The organism is Pseudomonas sp. BYT-1 (assembly GCF_023611805.1).
Classification (GTDB): domain Bacteria; phylum Pseudomonadota; class Gammaproteobacteria; order Pseudomonadales; family Pseudomonadaceae; genus Aquipseudomonas; species Aquipseudomonas guariconensis.
On the sequence record NZ_CP072559.1, the window covers coordinates 5047482 to 5070498 of the forward strand.

General features: G+C 62.9%; 20 protein-coding genes. 9 read left to right on the forward strand and 11 right to left on the reverse strand.

The features are described 5' to 3' along the window. Positions 1–17 precede the first annotated feature (17 nt). From J5X93_RS23720 to J5X93_RS23755, 8 genes are all read right to left on the reverse strand, one after another. A complete protein-coding gene (locus J5X93_RS23720) occupies positions 18–836 on the reverse strand; it encodes a phosphoglycolate phosphatase (RefSeq protein ID WP_043210424.1) in 819 nt (272 codons plus the stop codon). Further along, the gene (gene rpe / locus J5X93_RS23725) at positions 833–1507 is read right to left on the reverse strand and encodes a ribulose-phosphate 3-epimerase (protein ID WP_043210423.1); all 675 of its coding nucleotides are present in this window, start codon (positions 1505–1507) and stop codon (positions 833–835) included. Before rpe ends, J5X93_RS23720 begins: the two co-directional genes overlap by 4 nt. A gap of 179 nt (positions 1508–1686) precedes the next feature. Then, entirely contained in the window at positions 1687–2514 is an 828-nt protein-coding gene (locus J5X93_RS23730) for an ABC transporter permease (RefSeq protein WP_043210420.1), read from the reverse strand. Between the two features lie 11 nt (positions 2515–2525). Continuing rightward, entirely contained in the window at positions 2526–3773 is a 1248-nt protein-coding gene (locus J5X93_RS23735; protein ID WP_043210418.1) for an ABC transporter permease, read from the reverse strand. A 66-nt stretch (positions 3774–3839) separates the two neighbouring features. Next, positions 3840–4874, reverse strand: coding sequence for an ABC transporter substrate-binding protein (locus J5X93_RS23740; protein ID WP_102081039.1), 1035 nt, complete (start codon positions 4872–4874; stop codon positions 3840–3842). Positions 4875–4914: 40 nt separating this feature from the next. Beyond that, a complete protein-coding gene (locus tag J5X93_RS23745) occupies positions 4915–6039 on the reverse strand; it encodes an ABC transporter ATP-binding protein (RefSeq protein WP_043210413.1) in 1125 nt (374 codons plus the stop codon). Positions 6040–6342: 303 nt separating this feature from the next. After that, positions 6343–6972, reverse strand: coding sequence for a response regulator (locus J5X93_RS23750; protein WP_043210412.1), 630 nt, complete (start codon positions 6970–6972; stop codon positions 6343–6345). Between the two features lie 12 nt (positions 6973–6984). After that, positions 6985–9372 carry a PAS domain-containing sensor histidine kinase gene (locus J5X93_RS23755; protein ID WP_182816591.1) on the reverse strand — a complete coding sequence of 796 codons (2388 nt, stop codon included), beginning with the start codon at positions 9370–9372 and terminating at the stop codon, positions 6985–6987. A 95-nt stretch (positions 9373–9467) separates the two neighbouring features. On the opposite strand from J5X93_RS23755, the gene J5X93_RS23760 reads away from it, so the two are divergent. Continuing rightward, positions 9468–10466, forward strand: coding sequence for an alpha/beta hydrolase family protein (locus J5X93_RS23760; protein WP_090346203.1), 999 nt, complete (start codon positions 9468–9470; stop codon positions 10464–10466). Positions 10467–10523: 57 nt separating this feature from the next. On the opposite strand, the gene J5X93_RS23765 is transcribed toward J5X93_RS23760, so the two are convergent. From J5X93_RS23765 to J5X93_RS23775, 3 genes are read right to left on the reverse strand one after another with little or no spacing between them, the layout of a single operon-like run. Then, positions 10524–11288, reverse strand: coding sequence for a TerB family tellurite resistance protein (locus tag J5X93_RS23765; RefSeq protein WP_043210406.1), 765 nt, complete (start codon positions 11286–11288; stop codon positions 10524–10526). A gap of 1 nt (position 11289) precedes the next feature. Continuing rightward, positions 11290–11961 (reverse strand): N-acetylmuramate alpha-1-phosphate uridylyltransferase MurU, encoded by a 672-nt coding sequence (murU, locus tag J5X93_RS23770; protein ID WP_070571934.1) that lies wholly within the window; start codon positions 11959–11961, stop codon positions 11290–11292. Beyond that, positions 11958–12977, reverse strand: a complete 1020-nt coding sequence (locus tag J5X93_RS23775) for an aminoglycoside phosphotransferase family protein (RefSeq protein WP_090346209.1) — start codon at positions 12975–12977, stop codon at positions 11958–11960. Before J5X93_RS23775 ends, murU begins: the two co-directional genes overlap by 4 nt. Before the next feature lie 130 nt (positions 12978–13107). Here J5X93_RS23775 and J5X93_RS23780 point away from each other — a divergent pair, with 130 nt between their 5' ends. The 8 genes from J5X93_RS23780 (at position 13108) to J5X93_RS23815 (ending at position 22972) form a co-directional block, all read left to right on the forward strand. Then, positions 13108–15924, forward strand: coding sequence for an LPS-assembly protein LptD (locus J5X93_RS23780; protein ID WP_102081042.1), 2817 nt, complete (start codon positions 13108–13110; stop codon positions 15922–15924). Beyond that, the gene (gene surA, locus J5X93_RS23785; RefSeq protein ID WP_043210397.1) at positions 15905–17224 is read left to right on the forward strand and encodes a peptidylprolyl isomerase SurA; all 1320 of its coding nucleotides are present in this window, start codon (positions 15905–15907) and stop codon (positions 17222–17224) included. Before J5X93_RS23780 ends, surA begins: the two co-directional genes overlap by 20 nt. Next, positions 17221–18210: a 4-hydroxythreonine-4-phosphate dehydrogenase PdxA gene (gene pdxA / locus J5X93_RS23790; RefSeq protein WP_043210396.1), complete on the forward strand. Its 990-nt coding sequence runs from the start codon at positions 17221–17223 to the stop codon at positions 18208–18210. The genes surA and pdxA overlap by 4 nt, the downstream gene beginning before the upstream one ends. Further along, positions 18207–19013 carry a 16S rRNA (adenine(1518)-N(6)/adenine(1519)-N(6))-dimethyltransferase RsmA gene (gene rsmA, locus J5X93_RS23795; protein ID WP_043210394.1) on the forward strand — a complete coding sequence of 269 codons (807 nt, stop codon included), beginning with the start codon at positions 18207–18209 and terminating at the stop codon, positions 19011–19013. The genes pdxA and rsmA overlap by 4 nt, the downstream gene beginning before the upstream one ends. A gap of 160 nt (positions 19014–19173) precedes the next feature. Then, on the forward strand, positions 19174–19554 hold the full coding sequence (gene apaG, locus J5X93_RS23800) for a Co2+/Mg2+ efflux facilitator ApaG/CorD (protein ID WP_250034107.1): 381 nt from the start codon (positions 19174–19176) through the stop codon (positions 19552–19554). Next, entirely contained in the window at positions 19554–20393 is an 840-nt protein-coding gene (locus tag J5X93_RS23805; RefSeq protein WP_043210389.1) for a symmetrical bis(5'-nucleosyl)-tetraphosphatase, read from the forward strand. The genes apaG and J5X93_RS23805 overlap by 1 nt, the downstream gene beginning before the upstream one ends. 40 nt (positions 20394–20433) lie before the next feature. Further along, positions 20434–20763 carry a thiosulfate sulfurtransferase GlpE gene (gene glpE, locus J5X93_RS23810; RefSeq protein WP_043210386.1) on the forward strand — a complete coding sequence of 110 codons (330 nt, stop codon included), beginning with the start codon at positions 20434–20436 and terminating at the stop codon, positions 20761–20763. 286 nt (positions 20764–21049) lie between these two features. Then, the gene (locus J5X93_RS23815) at positions 21050–22972 is read left to right on the forward strand and encodes a PrkA family serine protein kinase (RefSeq protein ID WP_043210384.1); all 1923 of its coding nucleotides are present in this window, start codon (positions 21050–21052) and stop codon (positions 22970–22972) included. Positions 22973–23017 lie beyond the last annotated feature (45 nt).

Below are 23017 nucleotides of genomic sequence, written 5' to 3' on the forward strand. Positions count from 1 at the left end.
GCGCCGGCGGGCAGAAGTCAGGCGCGCCAGCGCCAGCGGGCCAGGGCCTTGATGACTTTCATCCAGAATTTGCCGATGACCGCCACGGTGGACTCTCTGTCTTGTGAGGCTTGAAGGTCCGCCAACGTTATCCCAGTGGCCGGGACTAAGCAACCTGGCAGCAAGGCACGCAGATCGTCGATGACCAGGCTGGGCGACTCCTCGTCGATCGGCCGGCCATGGTTGTAGCCATAGCTCAGTCCTACACACTTGACGCCCGCCGCCTTGGCCGCCAGCACATCGCTGCGCGAGTCGCCCACGAACAATGCCTGCTCGGGGCGCACGCCGGCCATCTTCATGACGAACAGCAACGCGGCCGGATCGGGTTTTTTCTGAGGCAGGGTGTCGCCGCCGATGATCCAGCGGAAATAACGACCGATCTTCATCTGATCGAGCAGTGGCCCGACGAAGCGCTCGGGCTTGTTGGTGATCAGCGCCATTTCCACGCCGCGCTTGCGCAGCCAGCGCAAGGTGTCGCGTACACCGGGGTAGATCACCGTCAGGTCATGGCTTTGCCCATAGGCCTCCATGAACAGGGCCAGGCCCTGTTCGGCCAACGCATCGTCCACGGCATCGTGGTCCAGGCCACCGGCCAAGGCCCGACGGACCAGGACCTGGGCGCCATTGCCGACCCAGTGGCGTACGGCCTCCAGGCCCGCGGGTGGGCGCCCCATCTGGAGCAGCATGCGATCCACGGCGGCGGCAAGGTCAGGGACCGAATCGATCAACGTGCCATCCAGATCGAACATCACCAGCCTTGGCAGCGCTCCCGGGAACAGCTGCTCGAAGCCGCTCATGGGCGCGCCTGGGCCAGTTCGGCGCGCATTTTACCGATGACTTCCTGGTAGTCCGGCGCATTGAAGATCGCCGAGCCGGCCACGAAGGTATCGGCACCGGCGGCGGCGATTTCGCGGATATTGTTGACGTTGACGCCACCGTCGATCTCCAGGCGGATATCACGGCCGCTGGCGTCGATCAGCGCGCGGGCTTCGCGCAGTTTGTCGAGGGTGCCGGGAATGAACTTCTGGCCACCGAAGCCTGGGTTGACGCTCATCAAGAGCACCATGTCGACCTTGTCCATTACGTATTTGAGGGCATCCAGGCTGGTGGCCGGGTTGAACACCAGGCCGGCCTTGCAGCCGCCATCGCGGATCAGTTGCAGGGAGCGGTCGATGTGCTGGGACGCTTCAGGATGGAAGGTGATGTAAGTGGCGCCTGCCTCGATGAAGTCGCCGATGATGCGATCGACCGGGCTGACCATCAGGTGCACGTCGATCGGCGCGGTCACGCCGTACTTGCGCAGGGCGCTGCAGACCATCGGGCCGATGGTCAGGTTGGGCACGTAGTGGTTGTCCATCACATCGAAGTGAACGATGTCGGCCCCGGCGGCCAGCACCTTGTCGACGTCCTCGCCCAGACGGGCAAAATCGGCGGAGAGGATGGAGGGGGCAATAGCGTAGGGCTGCATGGCGCACCTGTTGGCAGAAATCACGGTGGCGCGCATTGTAACTCAGGCAAGCCAATGAAGGCTGATTGGTATCAATGGGTGTCGACCAGTTGCTTCAATGCGGTGCAAACGCTTGGCGGGTGAACCCGCTCCCACAGTTTCAGCGTAGCCCTGTGAGAGCGGGTATTGATTCGGAACCGTCAGGTCGGCTGCTGTGTCCTCAGCTTCTCGCTGCGCCCGCGCAGCCACTCAAGGGTGAGCAACAGCACCACAGAGAAAGCGATCAGCAAGGTCGCGGCCGCGGCGATGGTCGGGCTGAGGTTCTCGCGAATGCCGCTGAACATCTGCCGTGGCAAGGTCGCTTGCTCAGGGCCGGCCAAAAACAGCGTCACCACCACTTCGTCGAAGGAGGTGGCGAAGGCGAACAGCGCGCCGGAGATCACACCTGGGGCAATCAACGGCAGGGTCACCCGACGGAAGGTAAGCAGCGGCGAGGCACCGAGACTGGCGGCAGCCCGCACCAGGTTCTGATTGAAGCCCTGCAGCGTGGCCGACACCGTGATGATGACAAAGGGCACGCCCAGCACCGCATGCACCAGGATCAACGAAACGAAGCTGTTGCCCATGCCCAGTGGCGCGAAGAACAAGTAGCTGGCCACACCAATGATCACCACCGGCACCACCATCGGCGAAATCACCAGGGCCATGACCAACGACTTGCCCGGGAAGTCCCCGCGGGTCAGGCCGATGGCGGCCAGGGTGCCGAATACCATCGCCAGCACGGTGGCGGCCGGGGCGACGATGATGCTGTTCTTGAGTGATCGCATCCATTCGGCCGAGGCGAAGAAGTCCTGGTACCAGTGCAGCGAGAAGCCTTGCAATGGGTACACCAGGAAGCTGCCGCTGTTGAATGACAACGGCACGATCACCAGCACCGGCAACACCAAGAACAACAGAATCAAACCGCAGAGAATACGCAGGCTGTAGAACCAGACCCGCTCCACGGGCGACATGTAAGGGCTCAGCATGACAGGGCTCCTCAGCTCAGGCGCAGGCGGCTGGCGCCGACCAGCCAGCTATAGATCAGGTACAGCACGACGGTGGCCAGCAGCAACAGTCCGCCCAGGGCGGTAGCCATGCCCCAGTTGATACTGGTGTTGGTGTAGAAGGCCACGAAGTAGCTGACCATTTGGTCGTTCGGGCTGCCCAGCAGCGCCGGGGTGATGTAGTAGCCGATGGAGATGATGAACACCAACAGGCAACCGGCCCCCACACCCGCATAGGTCTGCGGGAAGTACACGCGCCAGAAGCTGGCGAACGGATGGCAGCCCAGGGAGATCGCCGCACGCATATAGCTGGGCGAGATACCTTTCATGACGCTGTACAGCGGCAGGATCATGAACGGCAGCAGGATGTGCACCATGGCGATGTACACACCGGTGCGGTTGAACACCAACTCCAGCGGCTCATCGATGATGCCCATCGCCATCAACGCACTGTTGATCAAGCCACCGGACTGCAACAGCACGATCCAAGCAGCCACCCGCACCAGGATCGAGGTCCAGAACGGCAGCAGCACCAGGATCATCAGCAAATTGCTCTGCCGGGTCGGCAGGTTGGCCAGCAGGTAGGCCAACGGGTAGGCCAGCACCAGGCAGATTGCGGTGATGACCACCCCCATCCAAAGGGTTCGGGTGAAGATGTCCAGATAGATGGCCTGGTCTGGCGTGGCCTTGGCCAGTTCGCCCAGGTCGTCGATGCGATGGTCCAGCGCCGCCAGAAGGTAGAACGGTGTCACTGCACTGGTATTGCGACGGATCGCCTGCCAGTACGCAGGGTCGCCCCAGCGCTCGTCGAGCGTCTGCAGGGCATCTTTATAAGAACTAGGCTCGGCCTTGAACGGCAACGCCCGTGCAGTCTTCGCCAGCAGGCTGCGGTAGCCGGCCAACTCCATGTTCAGGCGTTTGGAGAGATCGCCCAGGGTCTGTTTCTTGCGTGACTCCGCCAGGTCCTGGCTGAGCACCTTGTACACGTCCTCGCCCGGCAGGCCCTTGCCATCCCATTGCGCGATGGCCTCGACGGTGCGCGGCAGGCCGTTGACCACCTCGGGGTTGCCGACGCTCTTGTACAGCAGTGCCGCAATCGGCACCAGAAACACCAGCAACAGGAACAGCGCCAGCGGCGCGATCAACGCCTGCGCCTTCCAACGGTTGACCCGCTCGGCATGCTTGAGGCGCTGCTTGAGGCTTTTACCTGCGCCTTCGTTCAGGGGCACTGCAATGGCCATGGCGAACTCCGAAAATCTGGGGAACGATGAGCGCCGCCTTAAAGGCCGGCGCTCCGTCAACGCGGCTTACTTCTTCGCCGCCCAAGCGTTGAAGCGTTGCTCCAGCTGCTCGCTGTTGTCGGCCCAGAAGGCCACGTCGATCTGCACCTGGTTGGCGATGTTCTCAGGCGTGGTCGGCATGTCCTTCTTCACCGTGTCCGACAGCAGGCTGACAGCCTTGGTATTGGCCGGGCCGTAGGCGATGTTCTCGGAGTAGGTCTTCTGCTGCTCGGGCTGGACGCTGAAGGCGATGAACTTCTTCGCCAGATCGGTATCCTTGGCGCCTTTCGGGATGGCCCAGGCGTCGAAGTCGTAGATGCCGCCGTTCCAGACGACCTTGAGGTTGCTCTCTTTCTGCACCGCGGCGATCCGGCCGTTGTAGGCCGAGCTCATGACTACGTCACCGGAGGCAAGATACTGTGGCGGCTGGGCGCCCGCCTCCCACCACTGGATGCTTGGCTTGATCTGGTCGAGTTTCTTGAAGGCGCGATCCTGGCCTTCTTTGGTGCCCAGCACCTTGTACACATCCTTGGGCGCCACGCCGTCGGCCATCAGGGCGAACTCAAGGGTGTACTTGGCGCCCTTGCGCAGTCCACGCTTGCCCGGGAATTTCTGAGTATCCCAGAAGTCAGCCCAGCTGGTAGGTGCGGTCTTGAGCTTGTCGGCGTTGTAGGCCAGCACCGTGGACCACACGAAGAAGCCCACGCCGCACGGCTGGATGGCGCCCGGCACGTAGTCGGCCTCGTTGCCGAACAAGGCCGGGTCCAGCTCCTCGAACATGCCCTCGTCGCAACCGCGGGCCAGTTCCGGCGACTCCACTTCCACCAGGTTCCAGGAGACACTGTTGGTGTCGACCATGGCTTTGACCTTGGCCATCTCGCCGTTGTATTCACCGGCGACAATCTTGCCTTTGCCTGCCTTCTCCCATGGCTCATAGAACGCCTTGACCTGGGCAGCCTTGTTGGCACCGCCGAAGGACACCACGGTCAGATCCGCAGCCAGGGCTTGGCCGGCGGCGAACAAGCCGAGGGCCAGGGCGGTCAGTTTCAACTGCTTGTGCATTATTGTTCTCTCCACAGTTAAGGGTTGGTGAAGCAAACCATCAATGGGCTTCGGCAATCGGATCGAGCGCGCGGGCGTGCTCCACCTCCCAGCCAAGCGGTACCACATCGCCCACAGCCAGGGCCGGGTCGAGTTCGGCGATCGGCTGCTTCACGAAGAAGTCACCCTTGCCGCAGACTTCCAGGCGAACCCGCACGTGGTCGCCCAGGTAGATGAATTCGGCTACGCGGCCGGAGAAGCGATTGACGCAACTTTCACTGTGCCCGTTTAGGCGCACGCGCTCGGGGCGGATCGACAAGGTCACAGGATCACCCGCCTCGCCGACGTTCACCGCCAAGGCCTCGACCCGCTCCCCACGGGCCAGCTGAACCTGGCAGCGTTCGCCATCACGGGACAGCAAGGTGCCGTTGAGGCGATTGTTCTCGCCGATGAAGTTGGCCACGAAGGTATTGCGTGGCTCTTCGTAGAGGGTGCGCGGCGGGGCGATCTGCTGGATCTCGCCTTGGTGGAATACCGCTACCCGGTCGGACATGGTCAGCGCCTCGCCCTGGTCGTGGGTCACGTAGACCACGGTCACGCCCAGACGCTGGTGGATGTGCTTGATCTCCATCTGCATGTGTTCACGCAGCTGTTTGTCCAGCGCGCCGAGCGGCTCGTCCATCAACACCAATTGCGGCTCGAACACCAGTGCGCGGGCCAGGGCCACACGCTGCTGCTGGCCACCGGACAACTGGCCCGGGTAGCGCTTGGCGAAAGCATCGAGCTGGACCATCGTCAGCACGCGCTTGACCCGCTCGCTGATGTCGGTCTTGCTGAGGTTGCGCACGGTCAGAGGAAACGCCAGGTTCTCCTCCACGGTCATGTGCGGGAACAGCGCGTAGTTCTGGAACACCATGCCGATGTCACGCTTGTGCGGCGGCACGTTGTTGATCGAGCGCCCGGCCAGCTGGATTTCACCCGCGGTAGGAGTCTCGAAACCGGCCAGCATCATCAGGCTGGTGGTCTTGCCCGAGCCGGACGGACCGAGCAGGGTCAGGAACTCACCCTTGCGGATGTCCAGGTTGAGGTCTTTGACGATCAGCGATTCGCCGTCGTAGCTTTTCTGCACACCGCGGAAGCTGACCAGGATCTCGCCGGTGGCAGCGTTCGAATTCGCCTCGCTCATGCCTGCACCTTCTTGTTGGAATGACTGCGTAGGCAAAGACTAGAGAAGGCGCAAGCCCGGGAAAATCGGGGGTGCTGAGAGAATGCCATCATCCGGATGGAAGATTTGTTGTAGGGCGATCCCTACAAGAGTGGCGGGATTGGGACAGTGCGCCAGCCCAGCATCCCCCGCTCTGGGAGCGGCTATACCCCCGACGAGATCAGCCCAGGCAACGCGAATCGCAGGCCCAGCCCTTTCATGGGCAAACCCGCTCCCACAAGCGAAGGGCCGGGCATAAGAGCACAGCTGTCGCAACCAGAACACTCACACCAGCTTGTGCTCCATCGCGTACTTCACCAGCTCCGCCAGGGAGTTCACCTTGAGCTTCTGCATCAAGCGCGCCTTGTGGGTGCTGATGGTCTTGCTCGAGAGCGCCAGCTGCTGGGCGATATCGTTGACGTTGGCGCCTTGGGCAAGGCGTTCGAATACCGAGAACTCGCGCTCCGACAGCAGCGTATGCAAGGGCCGGGTCTCGGTCAGACCGACCTCGAAGACCATGCGGTCCGCCAGCGCCGGGTCGATGTAGCGTCCGCCAGCGGCCACCCGCCGGATAGCGGTGAGCAGTAGGGCCGGGTCGCTGTCCTTGGTGGCATAGCCTGCGGCGCCGGCCTTCAGGGCTCGGGCGGCCATCTGCGCTTCGTCATGCATGGACAGCATCAGGATCGAGGGCGGGTTGTGCTGCGCCCGAATACGCGGGATCGCCTCCAGGCCGTTCACCCCAGGCATGGAAATATCCAGCAGCACCACCTCACAGGGCGTATGACGCAGGGTCTCGAGCAGTTGCTCGCCGTTGCCGGCTTCGCCCACCACCTGCATGTCCTTGGCCAGGCCGATCAGCTGTTTGATGCCCTCGCGGACAATCGTGTGGTCTTCGGCCACTAGCACGCGTATCACAGTCGTTCTCCCCTACCCCAACGGAATGGTCACACTCAGGCTACAACCTTCACCCGGCTCGCTGTCCAGCGTCATGCCGCCGCCCAGCATCAGGACCCGCTCGCGCACGCCCACCAGGCCGAAGGACGTTGGCCTGGCCTGATCGCAGCTGAACCCCACACCATCGTCGATGACCGTCATGCGCAGACAGCCCTCCTCGCGCGCCAGCTCGATCTGCACGGTATGGGCCTGGGCGTGGCGCATGACATTGGTCAGTGCCTCCTGCAGGATCCGGAACAGGCCGGTGGCCTTGGCGTCACTCAATGCTGGCAGATTGTCCGGCACCTGGACCAGACAGGGAATCTGCGTACGCGCCTCGAAGCGCCGTGCCTGCCATTCGATGGCCGAGGCGATGCCGGCATCGAGGATCGGCGGACGCAAGGCCGTGGCCACGTCGCGCACCAGCTGGAACAACTGCGCGATCAGGCGCTTCATGCTGTCCAGACGCTCATTCAGGCCAGGGTCGAGTTGGGCATAGGCCAGCTCGCACATGGACACTTCGAGCTTGAGCACGGTGAGCATCTGCCCCAGTTCATCATGGACTTCCCGGGCAATCCGCGCTTTTTCCTCTTCACGCACGCTCTCCAAGTGCGCCGAGAGCTCACGTAACTGCTCCTGGGACCGCGCCAGCTCCAGCTCGACCCGCTTGCTCTGGGTGATGTCCCAGACAATGCCGTCCCACACCACCCGGCCGTCGGCCAGGCGCCGGGTGCTGGCCTTGATGTCGGCCCAGCGCTGTTCGCCCTGACGGGTGAGGATCCGCCCCTGCCAGGACCAGTCTTGGTCGGTGGCCAGTGCCAAGTCCTGGACCCGGTGGTAATCGGCACGGTCCTCGGGATGGACCAAGTTGCGAAGGCCCATGTCCGGTTGCTGGATCTGGGCTGGCGCATAGCCAACCAGCGCTTCGCTGCCCTCACTGATGTACGGAAACTCCAGATCACCTTCGGCCGGATCGCGCTCCAGACGGAACACCAGCCCAGGGACGTTGCCTGCGATGCCCTTGAGCCGGGCGTCGCTTTCGCGCAACGCCGCCAGGGCGCGGCGGCGCTCGGTAATGTCGGTGATGAACATCACCAGGTACTCGGCATCGCGAAAACGCAGAAAGCTCAGCGACAGCTCCACCGGTAACAGGCTGCCGTCGCTGCGCAGGCATTGGGTCTCGAACGGCTCGACCCCTCCATCGCCGGTGCGCACGCGTTTCCACAACTGCAACCAGCGGTCCATGTGCAGGTTGGGCTCGAAGTCGATCAGCGGCCGGTCCAGCAACTCGCCCTCACCCCTGCCGAGCATGCGCTCGGCGGCGTGGTTGGCGTAGCGCACATGGCTGTCCCAGTTGACCCAGAGAATGCCGACCGTGCTCTGGTCGATGGAAAACTGGCTTAGGCGCAGCGCCTCTTCGCGCGTCTGGCGTTCGGCCAGGGTTTCCCGCGTGGCCAGCAGGTTGCGCTCAAGCTGGTGCTGCTGACGCCGTTGCCAGAGCAGCGTGACCACTGCACAGATGAGCAACAGGCCGAACAACGACGCCAGGTTCTGCCAGAAGCCTGCGGTGTCGCTCAGCCGTGGGTATTTCGGTTGCAGCCAGCGCTGGTGCAGCTGTTCCAGCTCCTTGGCAGGAATGCCCTGCAAGCCGCGCTCCAGGACATCGGCCAGGATCGGCCAGTCGCGCCGCGAGCCGACCCGAAGCAGTTGCGGCAGGCCAATGTCACCGACCACCGCCAGTTCGCCGAACTCGCTTTCCCGAGACAACCCGCTCAGGCGTGCTTCATCCATGACCGCGAAACTGGCCTGGCCACCCAGCACCAATTGCAGGGCCTGGCGCTCGTTGGGCACGCCCTGCAGGTTGAGGTTGACGTAGTTGGCCCGCAGGTAATCGGCCAAGGCGCTGGGCATGCGCACCGCCACCCGGTCGTTGGCGCCCAGGTTTTCCAGCTCGACCGCCACCGCTCCGGTGCGCAGCCCGACGACCATTTGCGGCACACGCATGTAGGGATCGCTGAACGACCAGAGGCGCAAGCTGGCCGGGGTCTGGGTCAGACCGGGCGCGAAATCGATCTCACCGGCTTGCAGGGCATGTTCGAGTGCTGCCTGATCCGGGAAGTTGCGCCACGTCAGGTCCAGCCTGAGCAGCCGCGCCAGCGCATTCACGATCTCGACATTGGCACCATAGAACTGCTGCAGCCGACGATCGAACTGGGCATAGGGCGCCTGCAGCACCAGGCCGACCCGCAGGTTGCGATGGTCATCCAGCCATTGCTGCTGAGCCGGCTCCAACACCACCGAAGGCTCAGGCGCGGGCCTTGCCAAGGCGATCAAGGGCAGCAGCAACCAGCCGATAACCAACAGGCAACGCATTCGCTTCATCTACACGCTCGTCTGGGCAAGGACGGCCGATGCGCATGGCCGTCACGGACAAATACTATTAGGCTGCCGGTATCATTCTGGCCTTGGGTTGATTCATGTTCACACTTTATCGCACGACGCTGGCCATTTGCTGCCTGGCCACGATCCTACCGCTCGGCACACAGGCCGCCGAACCTCAAACACCTCCCGCCGCCGCAGAGTCGCCCACGGCGCCCGCACCTCGCCCACCCCTGGCCGAACGCAGCCAGGAAGATGCCCAGGCGCTCGAACGTACCGTGCCCAAGGCCGAACAGCAAACCTTGCAGGCGGGCGCCGAAAGCTTCCTCGCTTTGTGGAAGCCGGCCAACGATGCCGACCCCAAGGGCGCTGTGATCATCGTCCCGGGTGCCGGTGAAAACGCCGACTGGCCCAATGCTGTCGGGCCGCTGCGGCGCAAGTTTCCCGATGTCGGCTGGCACAGCTTGAGCATCAGCCTGCCGGACCTTGTCAGCGAGAGCCCGCAGCCGCGAGCCGAGAGCAAGCCTGCCCCCGAACCTGAAAAGGGCGAAGGCGAATCGGCGCCCGCCAAGGACACGCCGGAAGATGCCAACGCCAACGTTGCCCAGGCCACGGCCGCCGAAGCCGATGCGGCCGACAGCACCGATGCCAAGGAAGCCGCCGAGCAAAACGATCCGGCCGATGCCGAGCGCATCTTCGCCCGCCTCGACGCCGCAGTGGCTTTTGCCCAGCAGCACAATGCGCGCAGCATCGCCCTGGTCGGCCATGGCAGCGGCGCTTATTGGGCCGCGCGCTACCTCAGCGAGCGACAGCCGCCACAGGTGCAAAAGCTGGTGATGATCGCCGCGCAGACACCGGCCCAGGTGGAACAGGACCTCGAAGCTCTGGCGCCCACCGTGAAGGTGCCGACCGCCGACGTCTACTACAGCACGCAGCCGCGTGACCGCCGTGCTGCCGAGCAGCGCCTGCAGGCCAGCAAGCGGCAGAAGGACAGCCAGTATCGGCAGCTGTCGCTGATTGCCATGCCGGGGAATGCGGCGGCGCAGCAGGAGCAGCTGTTCCGCCGGGTGCGTGGGTGGCTGATGCCTCAGGAGTGATCGGAGGGGCTGCCTTGCAGCCCATCGCGGCCGCGCGCCCGCCCCAGGTCAGAGGCGTCAAAGCCCGCGCCGCTTGCGCACCAGGGCATAGGCCTGGTGTAGCTCACGGGTGCGCTCGGTCGCCTCGCGCACTTGCGCGTCGCTGGCCCCGCTGCCGGCGAGCTTGTCCGGATGATGCTTGCTGACCAGCCGGCGATAGGCTTGCTTGACGTGCTCGATCTCGCTGTCCGCCTCGACCCCGAGTAGGCGCAGGGCTGCTGCGTAGGTCAACACGGCGCCCTCCGGAGCCGCCTTGCGCGGTTCGTATTCAAGAGCCAGCGCCTGGATCTGAGTCCGCGACAGGCCTAGCCGGCGCCCCCACTCCAGCAGCAGCTCGCGTTCACGCATCCCCGCCTTGCCATCCGCCCAGACCATCCGCCAGCAGGCGCGTAGGGTGCCTTCAGCGGCATGGGGCTGTTGCTTGATCCGCTGCAAATAGCGCCCCACACGCACCTTGCCCGACTTGCCACGATTGAAGGCGGCGATTGCCCGTAACCGAGCCGGCTCAGCCATATCCAGACGGGTCATTTCCTGGCGGGCCTGCTGGATGTGCCCATCCACGACACGGCCATCGCTCTTGGCCAGTCGCCCGAGCAGGACGAATAGCAGTTCCTCGTCACGCAATGCCGGGCGTCCACCCAGACGCTCACGCAGGTCTTCCCAGCCCTCCAGACGCAGGCGCCGGTCCATGGCCTGGCCAAGCAAGGCCCCGAGCAACGCACCGGGGATGCTGGCCACGGCGAAACCGGCGCCGGCACCTATCAATGTGCTTGGCCACCACATATCAAACGCGCTCGCCGATCAAACGCTCGACCTCGGCCAGGCGCTCTAGGGTGCCGACATCGACCCAGCGCCCCTGGAAGTGCTCACCGCTCACCCGCCCCTCGGCCATTGCATGGCGCAGCAATGGCGCGAGCTTGAACGCGCCGGGCTCACAGCCTTCGAACAATGCAGGATCGAGTACGGAGATGCCGCTGAAGGTCAGGGTGCCAGGTGCCTCGTCGCCATCGACAACCGAATCGCCATCCAGACGAAAGTCACCACGGCCGTGATGGCCTGGATTGTCGACCAGTACAAGGTGCGCAAGCCCCCTCATGGGCACGCGCAGCCGGGCGAAGTCGTAGTCGGTCCAGATATCGCCATTGACCAGCAGAAACGGCGCATCGCCCAACAACGGCAGCGCCTTGAAGATCCCGCCGCCGGTTTCCAGCGGTTCGCCCTCGGGCGAGTAGCGAATGTGCAGGCCGAACCGGGCACCGTCGCCCAGGTGATCCTCGATCTGCTGGCCCAGCCAGGCGTGGTTGATCACCACCTCGGTGAAGCCCGCCTTGGCCAGCGCCTGCAGGTGATATTCGATCAATGGCTGGCCTGCCACTGGCACCAGTGGCTTGGGAGTATGCAAGGTCAGGGGGCGCATGCGCTCGCCCTTGCCCGCTGCCAGGATCATAGCCTTCATGAACGCGCTCCGGCCTTCAGCTCGGCGATCAGTTGCCCCAGTTCGGCCAGCTCGGGACGACGGCTGATCACTTCATCTATATAGGCGAAGAATCGCGGCACGTCAGACAGATATCGCGGCTTGCCGTCGCGGTGGCAGATACGGGCGAAGATGCCGATGACCTTCAGGTGACGCTGCACGCCCATCAGGTCACTGGCGCGGTGGAAGTCCTCGAAGTCGGCCTGCACGGGGATGCCGGCCGCTTGGGCTTTCTGCCAGTAATCGCGTAGCCAGCCCTCGACTCGCAGCTGGGGCCAACTGACGAACGCGTCTTTGAACAGGCAGGTGATGTCATAGGTCACCGGGCCGTAGACGGCGTCCTGGAAGTCCAGCACGCCAGGGTTCGGTGTGCTCTGCATCAGGTTGCGCGGCATATAGTCGCGATGCACCAGGACTTTGGGCTGGGCCAGGGCACTGTCGATCAGCAACTGACTCACCCGCTGCCAGGTCGCCTGCTGCGAATCGGTGAACGCCAGGCCCAGCTCGCGCCCGACGTACCATTCGGGGAACAGCTCCACTTCGCGGCGCAGCAGGGCGACATCGTAGCTGGGCAACGGCGCGTCCATCGGCAGGCGCTGGAAGGCCAGCAAGGCGTCGATGGCATCGGCGAACAGGGCATCGGCATTGCCGGCATCGATGACATCCAGGTAGGTCTGACGGCCCAGATCCCCCAGCAACAGGAAGCCACGCTCCAGATCCTGGGCGTGGATGGCCGGCACGTGCACGCCGGCCCTGGCCAGTAGATGATCGATGTCGACGAAGGGCCGGCAATTCTCTTGTGGCGGCGGCGCATCCATGATCACGAAGCTGCGTGCGCCCCCCTGCCAGCGGAAGTAGCGACGGAAGCTCGCGTCGCTGCTGGCGGCGGTCAGGGCGCCTTCTGGCACCTCGCCCCAGGCGTTTTCACGGAAAAGACGGTCAAGCTGCTCATCGAGCCAAGCGGTCAGTTGTTGCAGGCGTACATCGTGATCGGGCATTACAAGGGTCTCCGACGGCCCTAGCCGTCAAGCGGGTCATGCTTTATTATCCAGCATCTTTTTCAGACCATCGAGAGGCGTGCGGCCCCACACGCGGGCAGATGGCACGCAGGAAGCCCGGACTAATAAGATGGCATTGAAATCCCCCGCGTTTCGTAGAAAGTTTCCGTTGCTGGTGACTGGCGGTCTGCTGGCTCTGCAACCTCTGGCCACGTCATACGTGGTGGCAGCCGAGCAGTTCGACTGCCAAGTGTCCGCCTCCGGTGGTTGGGACTGCAAGCCCAAGACCACGGCCAACAACCTGCCGCCGCGCCCAGTGCATGAAGGCGCCGCGCTGAGCTCGGGCGGTGACGCCCAGGTCGCCGAGACCGACGCCGATGGCGAACCCAAGCCGGTGCTGGTCACCGAGAGCAAGGGCCGCGGCCTGAAGTCGCGTAGCGAAGACTACAGCCACCTTGACTGGGTTCCCCGCGACAAACTCACCGCCGCCCAATTGGCTGAGACCGGTCCGTACTGCGGTGGCGCCTACATCGAGCCGTCGCGTCCTGGCATGGATGACACCACGCCCAAGGACGAAGCGCCGACCTACCTGAACGCCAAGGTCTCCCGCTACCAGCAGGAGCAGCAGATCGCCACCCTCGCCGGTGACGTGGTCATGCGCCAGGGCAGCATGCAGGTCCAGGCCGACGAGGCCAACCTGTACCAGGCCGAGAACCGCGGCGAGCTCAAGGGCAACGTCAAGCTGCGCGACAATGGCTCGCTGGTCGTCGGCGACCAGGCCGAAATCCAGCTGGATACCGGCGAGGCCAAGGTCGACAACGCCGAATACGTGATGCACAAGTCGCACATTCGCGGCAACGCGCTGTACGCCAAGCGTGGCGAAAACGCCATCATCCGCCTCAAGGACGGTACCTACACCACCTGTGAGCCGGGCAGCAACGCATGGCAGCTCAAGGGCAACAACATCACCCTGAACCCGGCCACCGGCTTCGGTACCGCGACCAACGTCACCCTGCGGGTCAAGGATTTCCCGGTGTTCTATACACCGTACATCTACTTCCCGATCGACGACCGTCGCCAGTCCGGCTTCCTGCCGCCGTCGTTCAGCACCAGCAGCGACACCGGCTTCATGCTGGTCACGCCGTACTACTTCAACCTGGCGCCAAACTACGACGCCACGCTGTACCCGCGCTACATGGCCAAACGCGGCATGTTGATGGAAGGCGAATTCCGCTACCTCACCAAGTCCAGCGAAGGCCAGCTCGGTGCTGCGTACCTGAACGACAAGAACGACGATCGTAAAGATCAGACCGACTACAAAGAACAGCGCTGGATGTACAACTGGCAGCACAAGGGCGGGCTGGATTCGCGCTTGATGAGCGAGGTTGACTACACCGACATTAGCGACCCGTTCTACTTCCAGGATCTGGAAACCGGTCAGATTGGTGTTGAAAGTCGGGATGTGGTTAATCAGCAGGGTGCGCTTACCTACCGCGGTGATAGCTATCAGGCGCGGTTGAACGTGCATGCGTATGAAATGGCCACGCTGTCGCGGGTCACGCCATACGACAAACTGCCGCAAGTCACCTTCAACGGCCTCCTGCCCTATCACCCGGGCGGGTTCGACTTCAGCTACCAGACCGAAGCCGTGCGCTTCGATCGTGACCTGAAGGACGACTTCGTTTATAACGAAGATGGTTTGCCGGACACCTCCGCGGGTGCGCCAGGTCGACGCCTCGATCAGAACGTCTTCGGCCTCGCGCGCGCCAACGGCACCCGCCTGAATGCCGCGCCAGCCATCAGCTTGCCGATGGAAGCCAGCTACGGGTTCCTCAAACCGAAGCTGAAGTACGTCTATACGCACTACGATCTGGACCTGGACAACAAGGGCAAGACCGATCTTGCCAATGCCAGCCCGGCAACACGTGAGCTACGTGGCGACTTTTCCAGCACTCAAAACCGCAGTGTTCCGGTCTTCAGCGTCGACAGCGGCCTGTACTTCGACCGCAACACCCAATGGTTCGGCAAGAACTACCGCCAGACCCTCGAACCGCGCCTGTTCTACCTCTACGTGCCGTATGAGGATCAGAAGGACATCCCGGTCTTCGACACTGGAGAAACTTACTTCAACTACGCCTCGCTGTTCCGCGACAACCGCTTCAGCGGCTCCGACCGCATCGGCGACGAGAACAAGCTGTCGCTGGGCGTGACTAACCGTTGGATCGAGGAAAACGGCTTCGAGCGCCAGCGCTTGAGCGTCGGCCAGGCCCTGTACTTCCGCGACCGCAAGGTGCAGATGCCAGGTATCGACTGGCGGACCCGTGCCGACTCGCAGTCGGACGTTTCCCCGTACGCCTTGGAATACCAGTACGCCTTCAACCGCGACTGGCGCTTCAACTCTGACTACAACTGGGACCCGGACAGCCGCAAGCCACGCTCCGGCAGCGCCATGTTCCACTACCAGCCGGAAGACAACCCGAACAAGGTCATCAACGCAGGCTACCGCTACCGCAACGACCTGGTTCGCTACGACTCGCTCACCGGCACCTGGCAGGTGGGTGGTGGCGACTACGGCACCCCGGGCAGCCCGAACTACGTCAAGGACTACTACAAGATCCAGCAGCACGACTTCTCGGTCATCTGGCCGATCGTTCCTCAGTGGAGCGTGATCGGTCGCTGGCAGCATGACTACAACCGCAACCGCACCCTGGAAGCCATGGGTGGTTTCGAGTACGACAACTGCTGCTGGAAGCTGCGTCTGATCAACCGTTACTGGATCGACTACGACGACTTCAGCCAGGCACTGCCGCAAAACGAGAAGGGCGACCACGGCGTCTTCTTGCAAATCGTCCTCAAAGGCCTCGGCGGCGTTGTGGGCAACAAGGTCGAGACGTTCCTCGACGAAGGCATTCAAGGTTACCGTACACGTGAAGACCAAGCTTATTGATCGACTGCGCCCGCTGCTGCTGGGCGCTGCATTGCTGAGTGGCGCGGTGCATGCCGCGGTACAACCTCTGGACCGCGTGGTGGCCATCGTCGACAACGACGTGGTCATGCAAAGCCAACTGGATCAACGCATCCGCGAAGTGCAGCAGACCATCGCCAAGCGCGGCGGCGGCGTGCCCCCGGCCGGAGCCCTGGAGCAGCAAGTGCTGGAGCGCCTGATCGTCGAGAATCTGCAACTGCAGATCGGCGAACGTTCGGGCATCCGCATCACTGACGAAGAGCTCAACCAGGCCATCGGTACCATTGCCCAGCGCAACGGCATGAGCCTCGATCAGTTCCGTGCCGCCCTGGCCCACGATGGCCTGTCGTTCGACGACGCCCGTGACCAGGTCAAGCGCGAGATGATCATCAGCCGCGTGCGCCAACGCCGTGTGGCCGAGCGTATCCAGGTCTCCGAACAGGAAGTGAAAAACTACCTCAACTCCGACCTGGGCAAGATGCAACTGTCGGAAGAGTACCGTCTGGCCAACATCCTGATCCCGACCCCGGAAAGCGCCAACTCCGAGGCAATCCAGGCGGCCGCCCGCCAAGCCGGTGACGTTTACCAGCAGCTCAAGCAAGGTGCGGACTTCGGCCAGATGGCCATCGCCCGCTCCGCCAGCGAGAACGCCCTGGAAGGCGGTGAGATGGGCTGGCGTAAAGCCGGCCAACTGCCACCTGATTTCGCCAAGATGTTGAGCAGCATGGCCGACGGCGATATCACCCAGCCAATCCGCATCCCCAACGGCTTCATTATCCTCAAGCTCGAGGAAAAGCGTGGGGGCAATGCCAGCGTGCTGCGTGACGAAGTCCATGTTCGCCATATCCTGATCAAGCCAAGCGAGATCCGCAGCGATGCGGCCACCGAGCAACTGGCCGAGCGCCTGTATGAGCGCATCAAGAACGGCGAAGACTTCGGCGAGCTGGCCAAGAGCTTCTCGGAAGACCCAGGTTCGGCCCTCAACGGTGGCGACCTCAACTGGGTTGACCCCAACAGCCTGGTGCCGGAGTTCCGCGAACAGATGGCCAACGCCCCCCAGGGCGAAGTGACCCGTCCGTTCCGTACCCAGTACGGCTGGCACGTACTGGAAGTGCTGGGCCGCCGCGCTACCGACAGCACCGAGCAAGCGCGTGAACAGCAGGCCCTGAGTGTGCTGCGCAACCGTAAGTACGATGAAGAGCTGCAGACTTGGCTGCGTCAGATCCGCGACGAAGCCTACGTTGAAATCAAGCTGCCTGGCGCCGACCAGGCCGCCCAGTGAAGCCCCTGCGCTTCGCCGTCACGCCCGGCGAGCCGGCCGGCATAGGTCCAGACCTGTGCCTGCTGCTGGCCGCCGAGGCTCAGCCTCATCCCTTGATCGCCATCACCAGCCGTGACCTGCTCGCCGAGCGGGCCACGCAGCTGGGGCTGGCTGTCAATCTGCTGCCGGTCATCCAAGGCGCCTGGCCCGACCAACCCGCCCCCGCCGGCAGCCTGTATGTCTGGGATACGCCATTGGCCACCCCGGTTGTACCCGGGCAGTTGGACAAGGCTAATGCCGCGTTCGTGCTGCAGACCTTGACCCGCGCTGGCCAAGGCTGTCTGGATGGGCATTTCGCCGGCATGATCACCGCACCGGTGCACAAGGGCGTGATCAATGAAAGCGGCATCGCTTTCTCCGGCCATACCGAATTTTTGGCTGACCTTACCCACACCAACCAGGTGGTGATGATGCTGGCCACCCATGGATTGCGCGTGGCGCTGGTGACTACCCACCTGCCCCTACGTGACGTCGCCGACGCCATCACCGCCGAGCGCCTGGAGCGGGTCACGCGGATCCTGCATGCCGACCTGCGCGACAAGTTCGGTATCGCCCAGCCCCGCATCCTGGTTTGCGGTCTCAACCCGCATGCCGGCGAAGGCGGTCACCTAGGCCGCGAAGAAATCGACATCATCGAGCCCGCCTTGCAGCGCCTACGCAGCCAAGGCATGGACCTGCGTGGTCCGCTACCGGCCGATACCCTGTTTACCCCCAAATATCTGGAGCACTGCGATGCGGTGCTGGCGATGTACCACGACCAGGGCCTGCCGGTACTCAAGTACAAAGGCTTTGGCGCCGCAGTCAACGTGACCTTGGGCTTGCCGATCATCCGCACGTCGGTCGACCACGGCACCGCCCTGGACCTGGCTGGCACCGGCAAAGTCGACACCGGCAGCCTGCGTGTCGCCCTGGAAACCGCCTACCAGATGGCCGAGAACCGACCATGACCGAGCAATACCAACACCGGGCGCGCAAGCGCTTCGGCCAGAACTTCCTGCACGACGCCGGCATCATCGACCGCATCCTGCGTGCCATCAATGCCAAACCCGGCGAGCATCTGCTGGAAATCGGCCCGGGCCAAGGCGCCCTGACCGAAGGCCTGCTGGGCAGCGGCGCCCAACTGGACGTCGTCGAGCTGGACAAGGACCTTGTGCCGATTCTCCAGCACAAGTTTGCAGACCGGGACAACTTCCGCCTGCACCAGGGCGATGCCTTGAAGTTCGACTTCAATCAGTTGGGCGTGCCTGAGCGCAGCCTCAAGGTGGTGGGCAACCTGCCCTACAACATCTCCACCCCGCTGATCTTCCACCTCTTGGAACACGCCAACCTGATCCGCGACATGCACTTCATGCTGCAAAAGGAAGTGGTCGAGCGTTTGGCCGCCGGCCCAGGAGGCGGCGACTGGGGCCGCCTGTCGATCATGGTGCAGTACCACTGCCGCGTGGAACACTTGTTCAACGTCGGCCCTGGCGCCTTCAACCCGCCGCCGAAAGTGGACTCAGCCATCGTCCGCCTGGTACCGCATGAAACCCTGCCGCACCCGGCCAAGGATCCACGCCTGCTAGAACGCATCGTGCGCGAGGCCTTCAACCAGCGTCGCAAGACCCTTCGCAACACCCTTAAAGGGCTGCTCGACAGCCAGGCCATCGAGGCCGCGGGTGTCGATGGCAGCCTGCGTCCAGAACAACTGGATCTCGCGGCGTTCGTACGCCTGGCCGACAAGCTGGCCGAGCAGCCAAGCGCCAGCTAAGCACACGCCATTGGTGTGGCCCCATCGCGCAGACAAACCCGTGATGGGGCCGATAATGTCTACAAGCGACGCCAGGCCCTGCATAACTGGCCTCAAGCCCCGTCCATGGCCTAGACTGCAACCATTGCAGTATTTGCGTCCGCTCGTCCAAGGCCTTTGCATGTCAGACCCCCGCTATCAGATCGACGTCAGCGTCGTGACCCGTTACCTCAAAGAACAATCCGATCCCGACAACGACCGCTTTGCCTTCGCCTACACGATCACTGTGCAAAACAACGGCACGCTCAAGGCCCGTCTGGTCTCACGCCATTGGCTGATCACCAACGGTGACGGGGAAGTCGATGAGGTTCGCGGGGCGGGTGTGGTCGGCCAGCAACCGCTCATCGAGCCAGGCGACAGCCACACCTACAGCAGCGGCGCGGTGCTCACGACCCGTGTCGGTACCATTCAGGGCAGCTACCAGATGTTCGCCGAGGACGGCAAACACTTCGATGCGCCTATCGCGCCGTTCCGCCTGGCCGTGCCTGGAGCATTGCACTGATGGCGGTGTACGCGGTCGGCGACCTGCAGGGCTGCCTGCAGCCGCTCAAGTGCTTGCTCGAACGCGTGCACTTCAACCCCGCCGTGGACCGCCTGTGGCTGGTAGGCGACTTGGTCAACCGCGGCCCCGAGTCCCTCGAGACCCTGCGCTTTCTGTATTCGATCCGCCAGTCGCTGGTGTGTGTGCTGGGCAACCATGACCTGCATCTGCTGGCAGCCTGGTACAACGTCGAGCGCTTGAAGAAGAGCGACACCCTGCGCGAGATCATCGAAGCACCAGACGCCGACCAGCTGTTCGACTGGCTGCGCCAGCAGAAGCTGCTGCACTATGACGAGGCACGCGGTATCGCCATGGTCCACGCCGGCATCCCGCCCCAGTGGACCCTGGGCAAGGCGCTCGAACTGGCGGCCGAAGTGGAGGAAGTGCTGCGCGACGACACTCGCCTGCAGCTCTTTCTCGATGGCATGTACGGCAACGAACCGAACAAATGGAGCAAGAACCTGACCGGCGTCGAACGCCTGCGGGTCATCACCAACTATTTCACCCGCATGCGCTTTTGCACTGCCGAGGGTAAGCTCGACCTCAAGAGCAAGGAAGGCCTGGACAGCGCCCCCAAGGGCTATAAGCCCTGGTTCGCCCACAAGGACCGCCGCTCACGTCATGTGAAGATCCTCTTCGGCCACTGGGCCGCCCTGGAAGGTCGTGTCGATGTCCCCGATGTCATCGGCCTGGACACCGGTTGCGTCTGGGGTGGCGCCATGACGCTGTACAACGTTGACAGCGGCGAATTCCACCGCTGCGAGTGCGCCGACGATGGCACCCCACGCCAATCGGCATAACCGACTAGACTTAACGATCAGCCCCGAAGGAAACCGACCCATGAGCGAATTCAAGCGCATCCCTCCCGAGCAGGCCCTGGCCTTGCGTGAGCAAGGTGCGGTGGTCGTCGACATTCGCGACCCACAGGCGTTTGCTGCCGGCCATATCAGCGGCGCCACACATCTGGATAACCATTCGGTCGCGGAGTTCATCCGCAATGCCGACCTCGATGCACCGACCCTGGTGGTCTGCTACCACGGCAATTCCAGCCAGAGCGCCGCGGCCTATCTGGTGGGCCAGGGCTTTTCCGAGGTGTACAGCCTCGATGGCGGCTTCGAGCTGTGGCGCAACACCTACCCGGCTGAAACCGCTCAAGGCGGCGCCGAATAAAATTTTTCATTTTCCCGCAGCCCGCGCCACGTGCGGGCTTGGGCCTTTCCTGACGAACGGTCGTGAGTATCTTCTCGGCCTCGCGCCCTTGACCTCCCGTATAACCAACTATCCTTAAGCCCAGGCCATCCAAAAAAGGGGAGAGCCGGTACACCGGCGTGCGGGTCATCGGTAGCGTTTCTACGGGTGTTCTGGGGGGTATACAGCAATCGGCCAGCCCGGTTGCATGCCAGCATCATGCTGACTGATCCGGCGTCGGCTCCAACGTATCGAGCGAGGTGACGTCATGAGCATTTTTAGCCACTTCCAACAACGTTTCGAGTCAACCCGCCAGGAAGAATTCTCGCTGCAGGAGTACCTCGAGCTGTGCAAAGAGGATCGCAGTGCCTATGCATCGGCGGCCGAACGGCTGTTGCTGGCCATAGGCGAACCAGAGCTGGTCGATACCTCAACGAATTCCAGGCTGTCGCGAATCTTCTCCAACAAGGTAATAAGGCGCTATCCGGCCTTTGCCGACTTCCACGGCATGGAAGAATGCATCGACCAGATCGTCTCGTACTTCCGCCATGCCGCACAGGGCCTGGAAGAGAAGAAACAGATCCTGTACCTGCTGGGCCCGGTGGGTGGCGGCAAATCGTCCCTGGCCGAGAAGCTCAAGCAGCTCATGGAGAAGGTCCCTTTCTACGCCATCAAGGGCTCCCCGGTGTTCGAATCGCCCCTGGGGCTGTTCAATGCCAGCGAAGACGGCGCCATTCTTGAAGAAGAATTCGGCATCCCGCGCCGCTACTTGAACACCATCATGTCCCCGTGGGCCACCAAGCGCCTGCAGGAGTTCGGCGGCGACATCTCCAAGTTCCGGGTGGTCAAGCTCTACCCCTCCATCCTCAACCAGATCGCCATCGCCAAGACCGAACCAGGCGATGAGAACAACCAGGACATTTCCGCCTTGGTCGGCAAGGTGGATATCCGCAAGCTCGAGGAATTCCCGCAGAACGACGCCGACGCCTACAGTTACTCGGGCGCGCTGTGCCGGGCCAACCAGGGCCTGATGGAGTTCGTCGAGATGTTCAAGGCGCCGATCAAGGTCCTGCACCCGCTGCTCACCGCCACCCAGGAAGGCAACTACAACAGCACCGAAGGCCTCGGAGCGATCCCCTACTCCGGGATTCTGCTGGCCCACTCCAACGAATCGGAATGGCACACCTTCCGCAACAACAAGAATAACGAGGCGTTCATCGACCGAATCTACATCGTCAAGGTGCCGTACTGCCTGCGTGTCAGCGACGAAGTGAAGATCTACGACAAACTGTTGATCAACAGCTCGCTGGCCAAGGCCCACTGCGCACCGGACACCCTCAAGATGCTCGCGCAGTTCACCGTGCTGTCGCGCTTGAAGGAGCCGGAGAACTCCAACATCTACTCGAAGATGCGCGTCTACGACGGTGAGAATCTCAAGGACACCGATCCGAAGGCCAAGTCGATCCAGGAATACCGCGACGCCGCCGGTGTCGATGAAGGCATGAACGGCCTGTCGACCCGCTTCGCCTTCAAGATCCTCTCCAAGGTGTTCAACTTCGATCCGCATGAAATCGCCGCCAACCCGGTGCACCTGCTCTATGTGCTCGAACAGCAGATCGAACAGGAGCAGTTCCCTGCCGAAGTACGCGAGCGTTACCTGCGTTACCTCAAGGAATACCTGGCTCCCCGCTACATCGAGTTCATCGGCAAGGAGATCCAGACCGCCTATCTGGAGTCCTACAGCGAATACGGCCAGAACATCTTCGACCGCTACGTGCTGTACGCCGACTTCTGGATCCAGGACCAGGAGTACCGCGACCCGGAAACCGGCGAGATCCTCAACCGCATTGCCCTCAACGAAGAGCTGGAGAAGATCGAGAAGCCGGCCGGCATCAGCAACCCAAAAGATTTCCGCAACGAGATCGTCAACTTCGTGCTGCGGGCGCGAGCCAACAACAACGGCAAGAACCCCAGCTGGCTGAGCTACGAGAAGCTGCGCGTGGTGATCGAGAAGAAAATGTTCTCCAACACCGAAGACCTGCTGCCGGTCATCAGCTTCAACGCCAAGGCCAGTAAGGAGGATCAACAGAAACACAACGACTTCGTCACCCGGATGGTGGAGCGTGGCTACACCGACAAACAGGTTCGCCTGCTGTCGGAATGGTATCTGCGGGTCAGGAAATCGCAATAAAGCGGCAAGCGACAAGCCGCAAGCTGCAAGCTGTCCGGCGCCAGG

Bases quoted from the DNA above. Each gene is read 5' to 3' on its own strand.
- J5X93_RS23720 (WP_043210424.1), bottom strand. From the start codon at position 836: ATGAGCGGCTTCGAGCAGCTGTTCCCGGGAGCGCTGCCAAGGCTGGTG.
- rpe (WP_043210423.1), bottom strand. From the start codon at position 1,507: ATGCAGCCCTACGCTATTGCCCCCTCCATCCTCTCCGCCGATTTTGCC.
- J5X93_RS23730 (WP_043210420.1), bottom strand. From the start codon at position 2,514: ATGCTGAGCCCTTACATGTCGCCCGTGGAGCGGGTCTGGTTCTACAGC.
- J5X93_RS23735 (WP_043210418.1), bottom strand. From the start codon at position 3,773: ATGGCCATTGCAGTGCCCCTGAACGAAGGCGCAGGTAAAAGCCTCAAG.
- J5X93_RS23740 (WP_102081039.1), bottom strand. From the start codon at position 4,874: ATGCACAAGCAGTTGAAACTGACCGCCCTGGCCCTCGGCTTGTTCGCC.
- J5X93_RS23745 (WP_043210413.1), bottom strand. From the start codon at position 6,039: ATGAGCGAGGCGAATTCGAACGCTGCCACCGGCGAGATCCTGGTCAGC.
- J5X93_RS23755 (WP_182816591.1), bottom strand. From the start codon at position 9,372: ATGAAGCGAATGCGTTGCCTGTTGGTTATCGGCTGGTTGCTGCTGCCC.
- J5X93_RS23760 (WP_090346203.1), top strand. From the start codon at position 9,468: ATGTTCACACTTTATCGCACGACGCTGGCCATTTGCTGCCTGGCCACG.
- J5X93_RS23765 (WP_043210406.1), bottom strand. From the start codon at position 11,288: ATGTGGTGGCCAAGCACATTGATAGGTGCCGGCGCCGGTTTCGCCGTG.
- murU (WP_070571934.1), bottom strand. From the start codon at position 11,961: ATGAAGGCTATGATCCTGGCAGCGGGCAAGGGCGAGCGCATGCGCCCC.
- J5X93_RS23775 (WP_090346209.1), bottom strand. From the start codon at position 12,977: ATGCCCGATCACGATGTACGCCTGCAACAACTGACCGCTTGGCTCGAT.
- J5X93_RS23780 (WP_102081042.1), top strand. From the start codon at position 13,108: ATGGCATTGAAATCCCCCGCGTTTCGTAGAAAGTTTCCGTTGCTGGTG.
- rsmA (WP_043210394.1), top strand. From the start codon at position 18,207: ATGACCGAGCAATACCAACACCGGGCGCGCAAGCGCTTCGGCCAGAAC.
- apaG (WP_250034107.1), top strand. From the start codon at position 19,174: ATGTCAGACCCCCGCTATCAGATCGACGTCAGCGTCGTGACCCGTTAC.
- J5X93_RS23805 (WP_043210389.1), top strand. From the start codon at position 19,554: ATGGCGGTGTACGCGGTCGGCGACCTGCAGGGCTGCCTGCAGCCGCTC.
- glpE (WP_043210386.1), top strand. From the start codon at position 20,434: ATGAGCGAATTCAAGCGCATCCCTCCCGAGCAGGCCCTGGCCTTGCGT.
- J5X93_RS23815 (WP_043210384.1), top strand. From the start codon at position 21,050: ATGAGCATTTTTAGCCACTTCCAACAACGTTTCGAGTCAACCCGCCAG.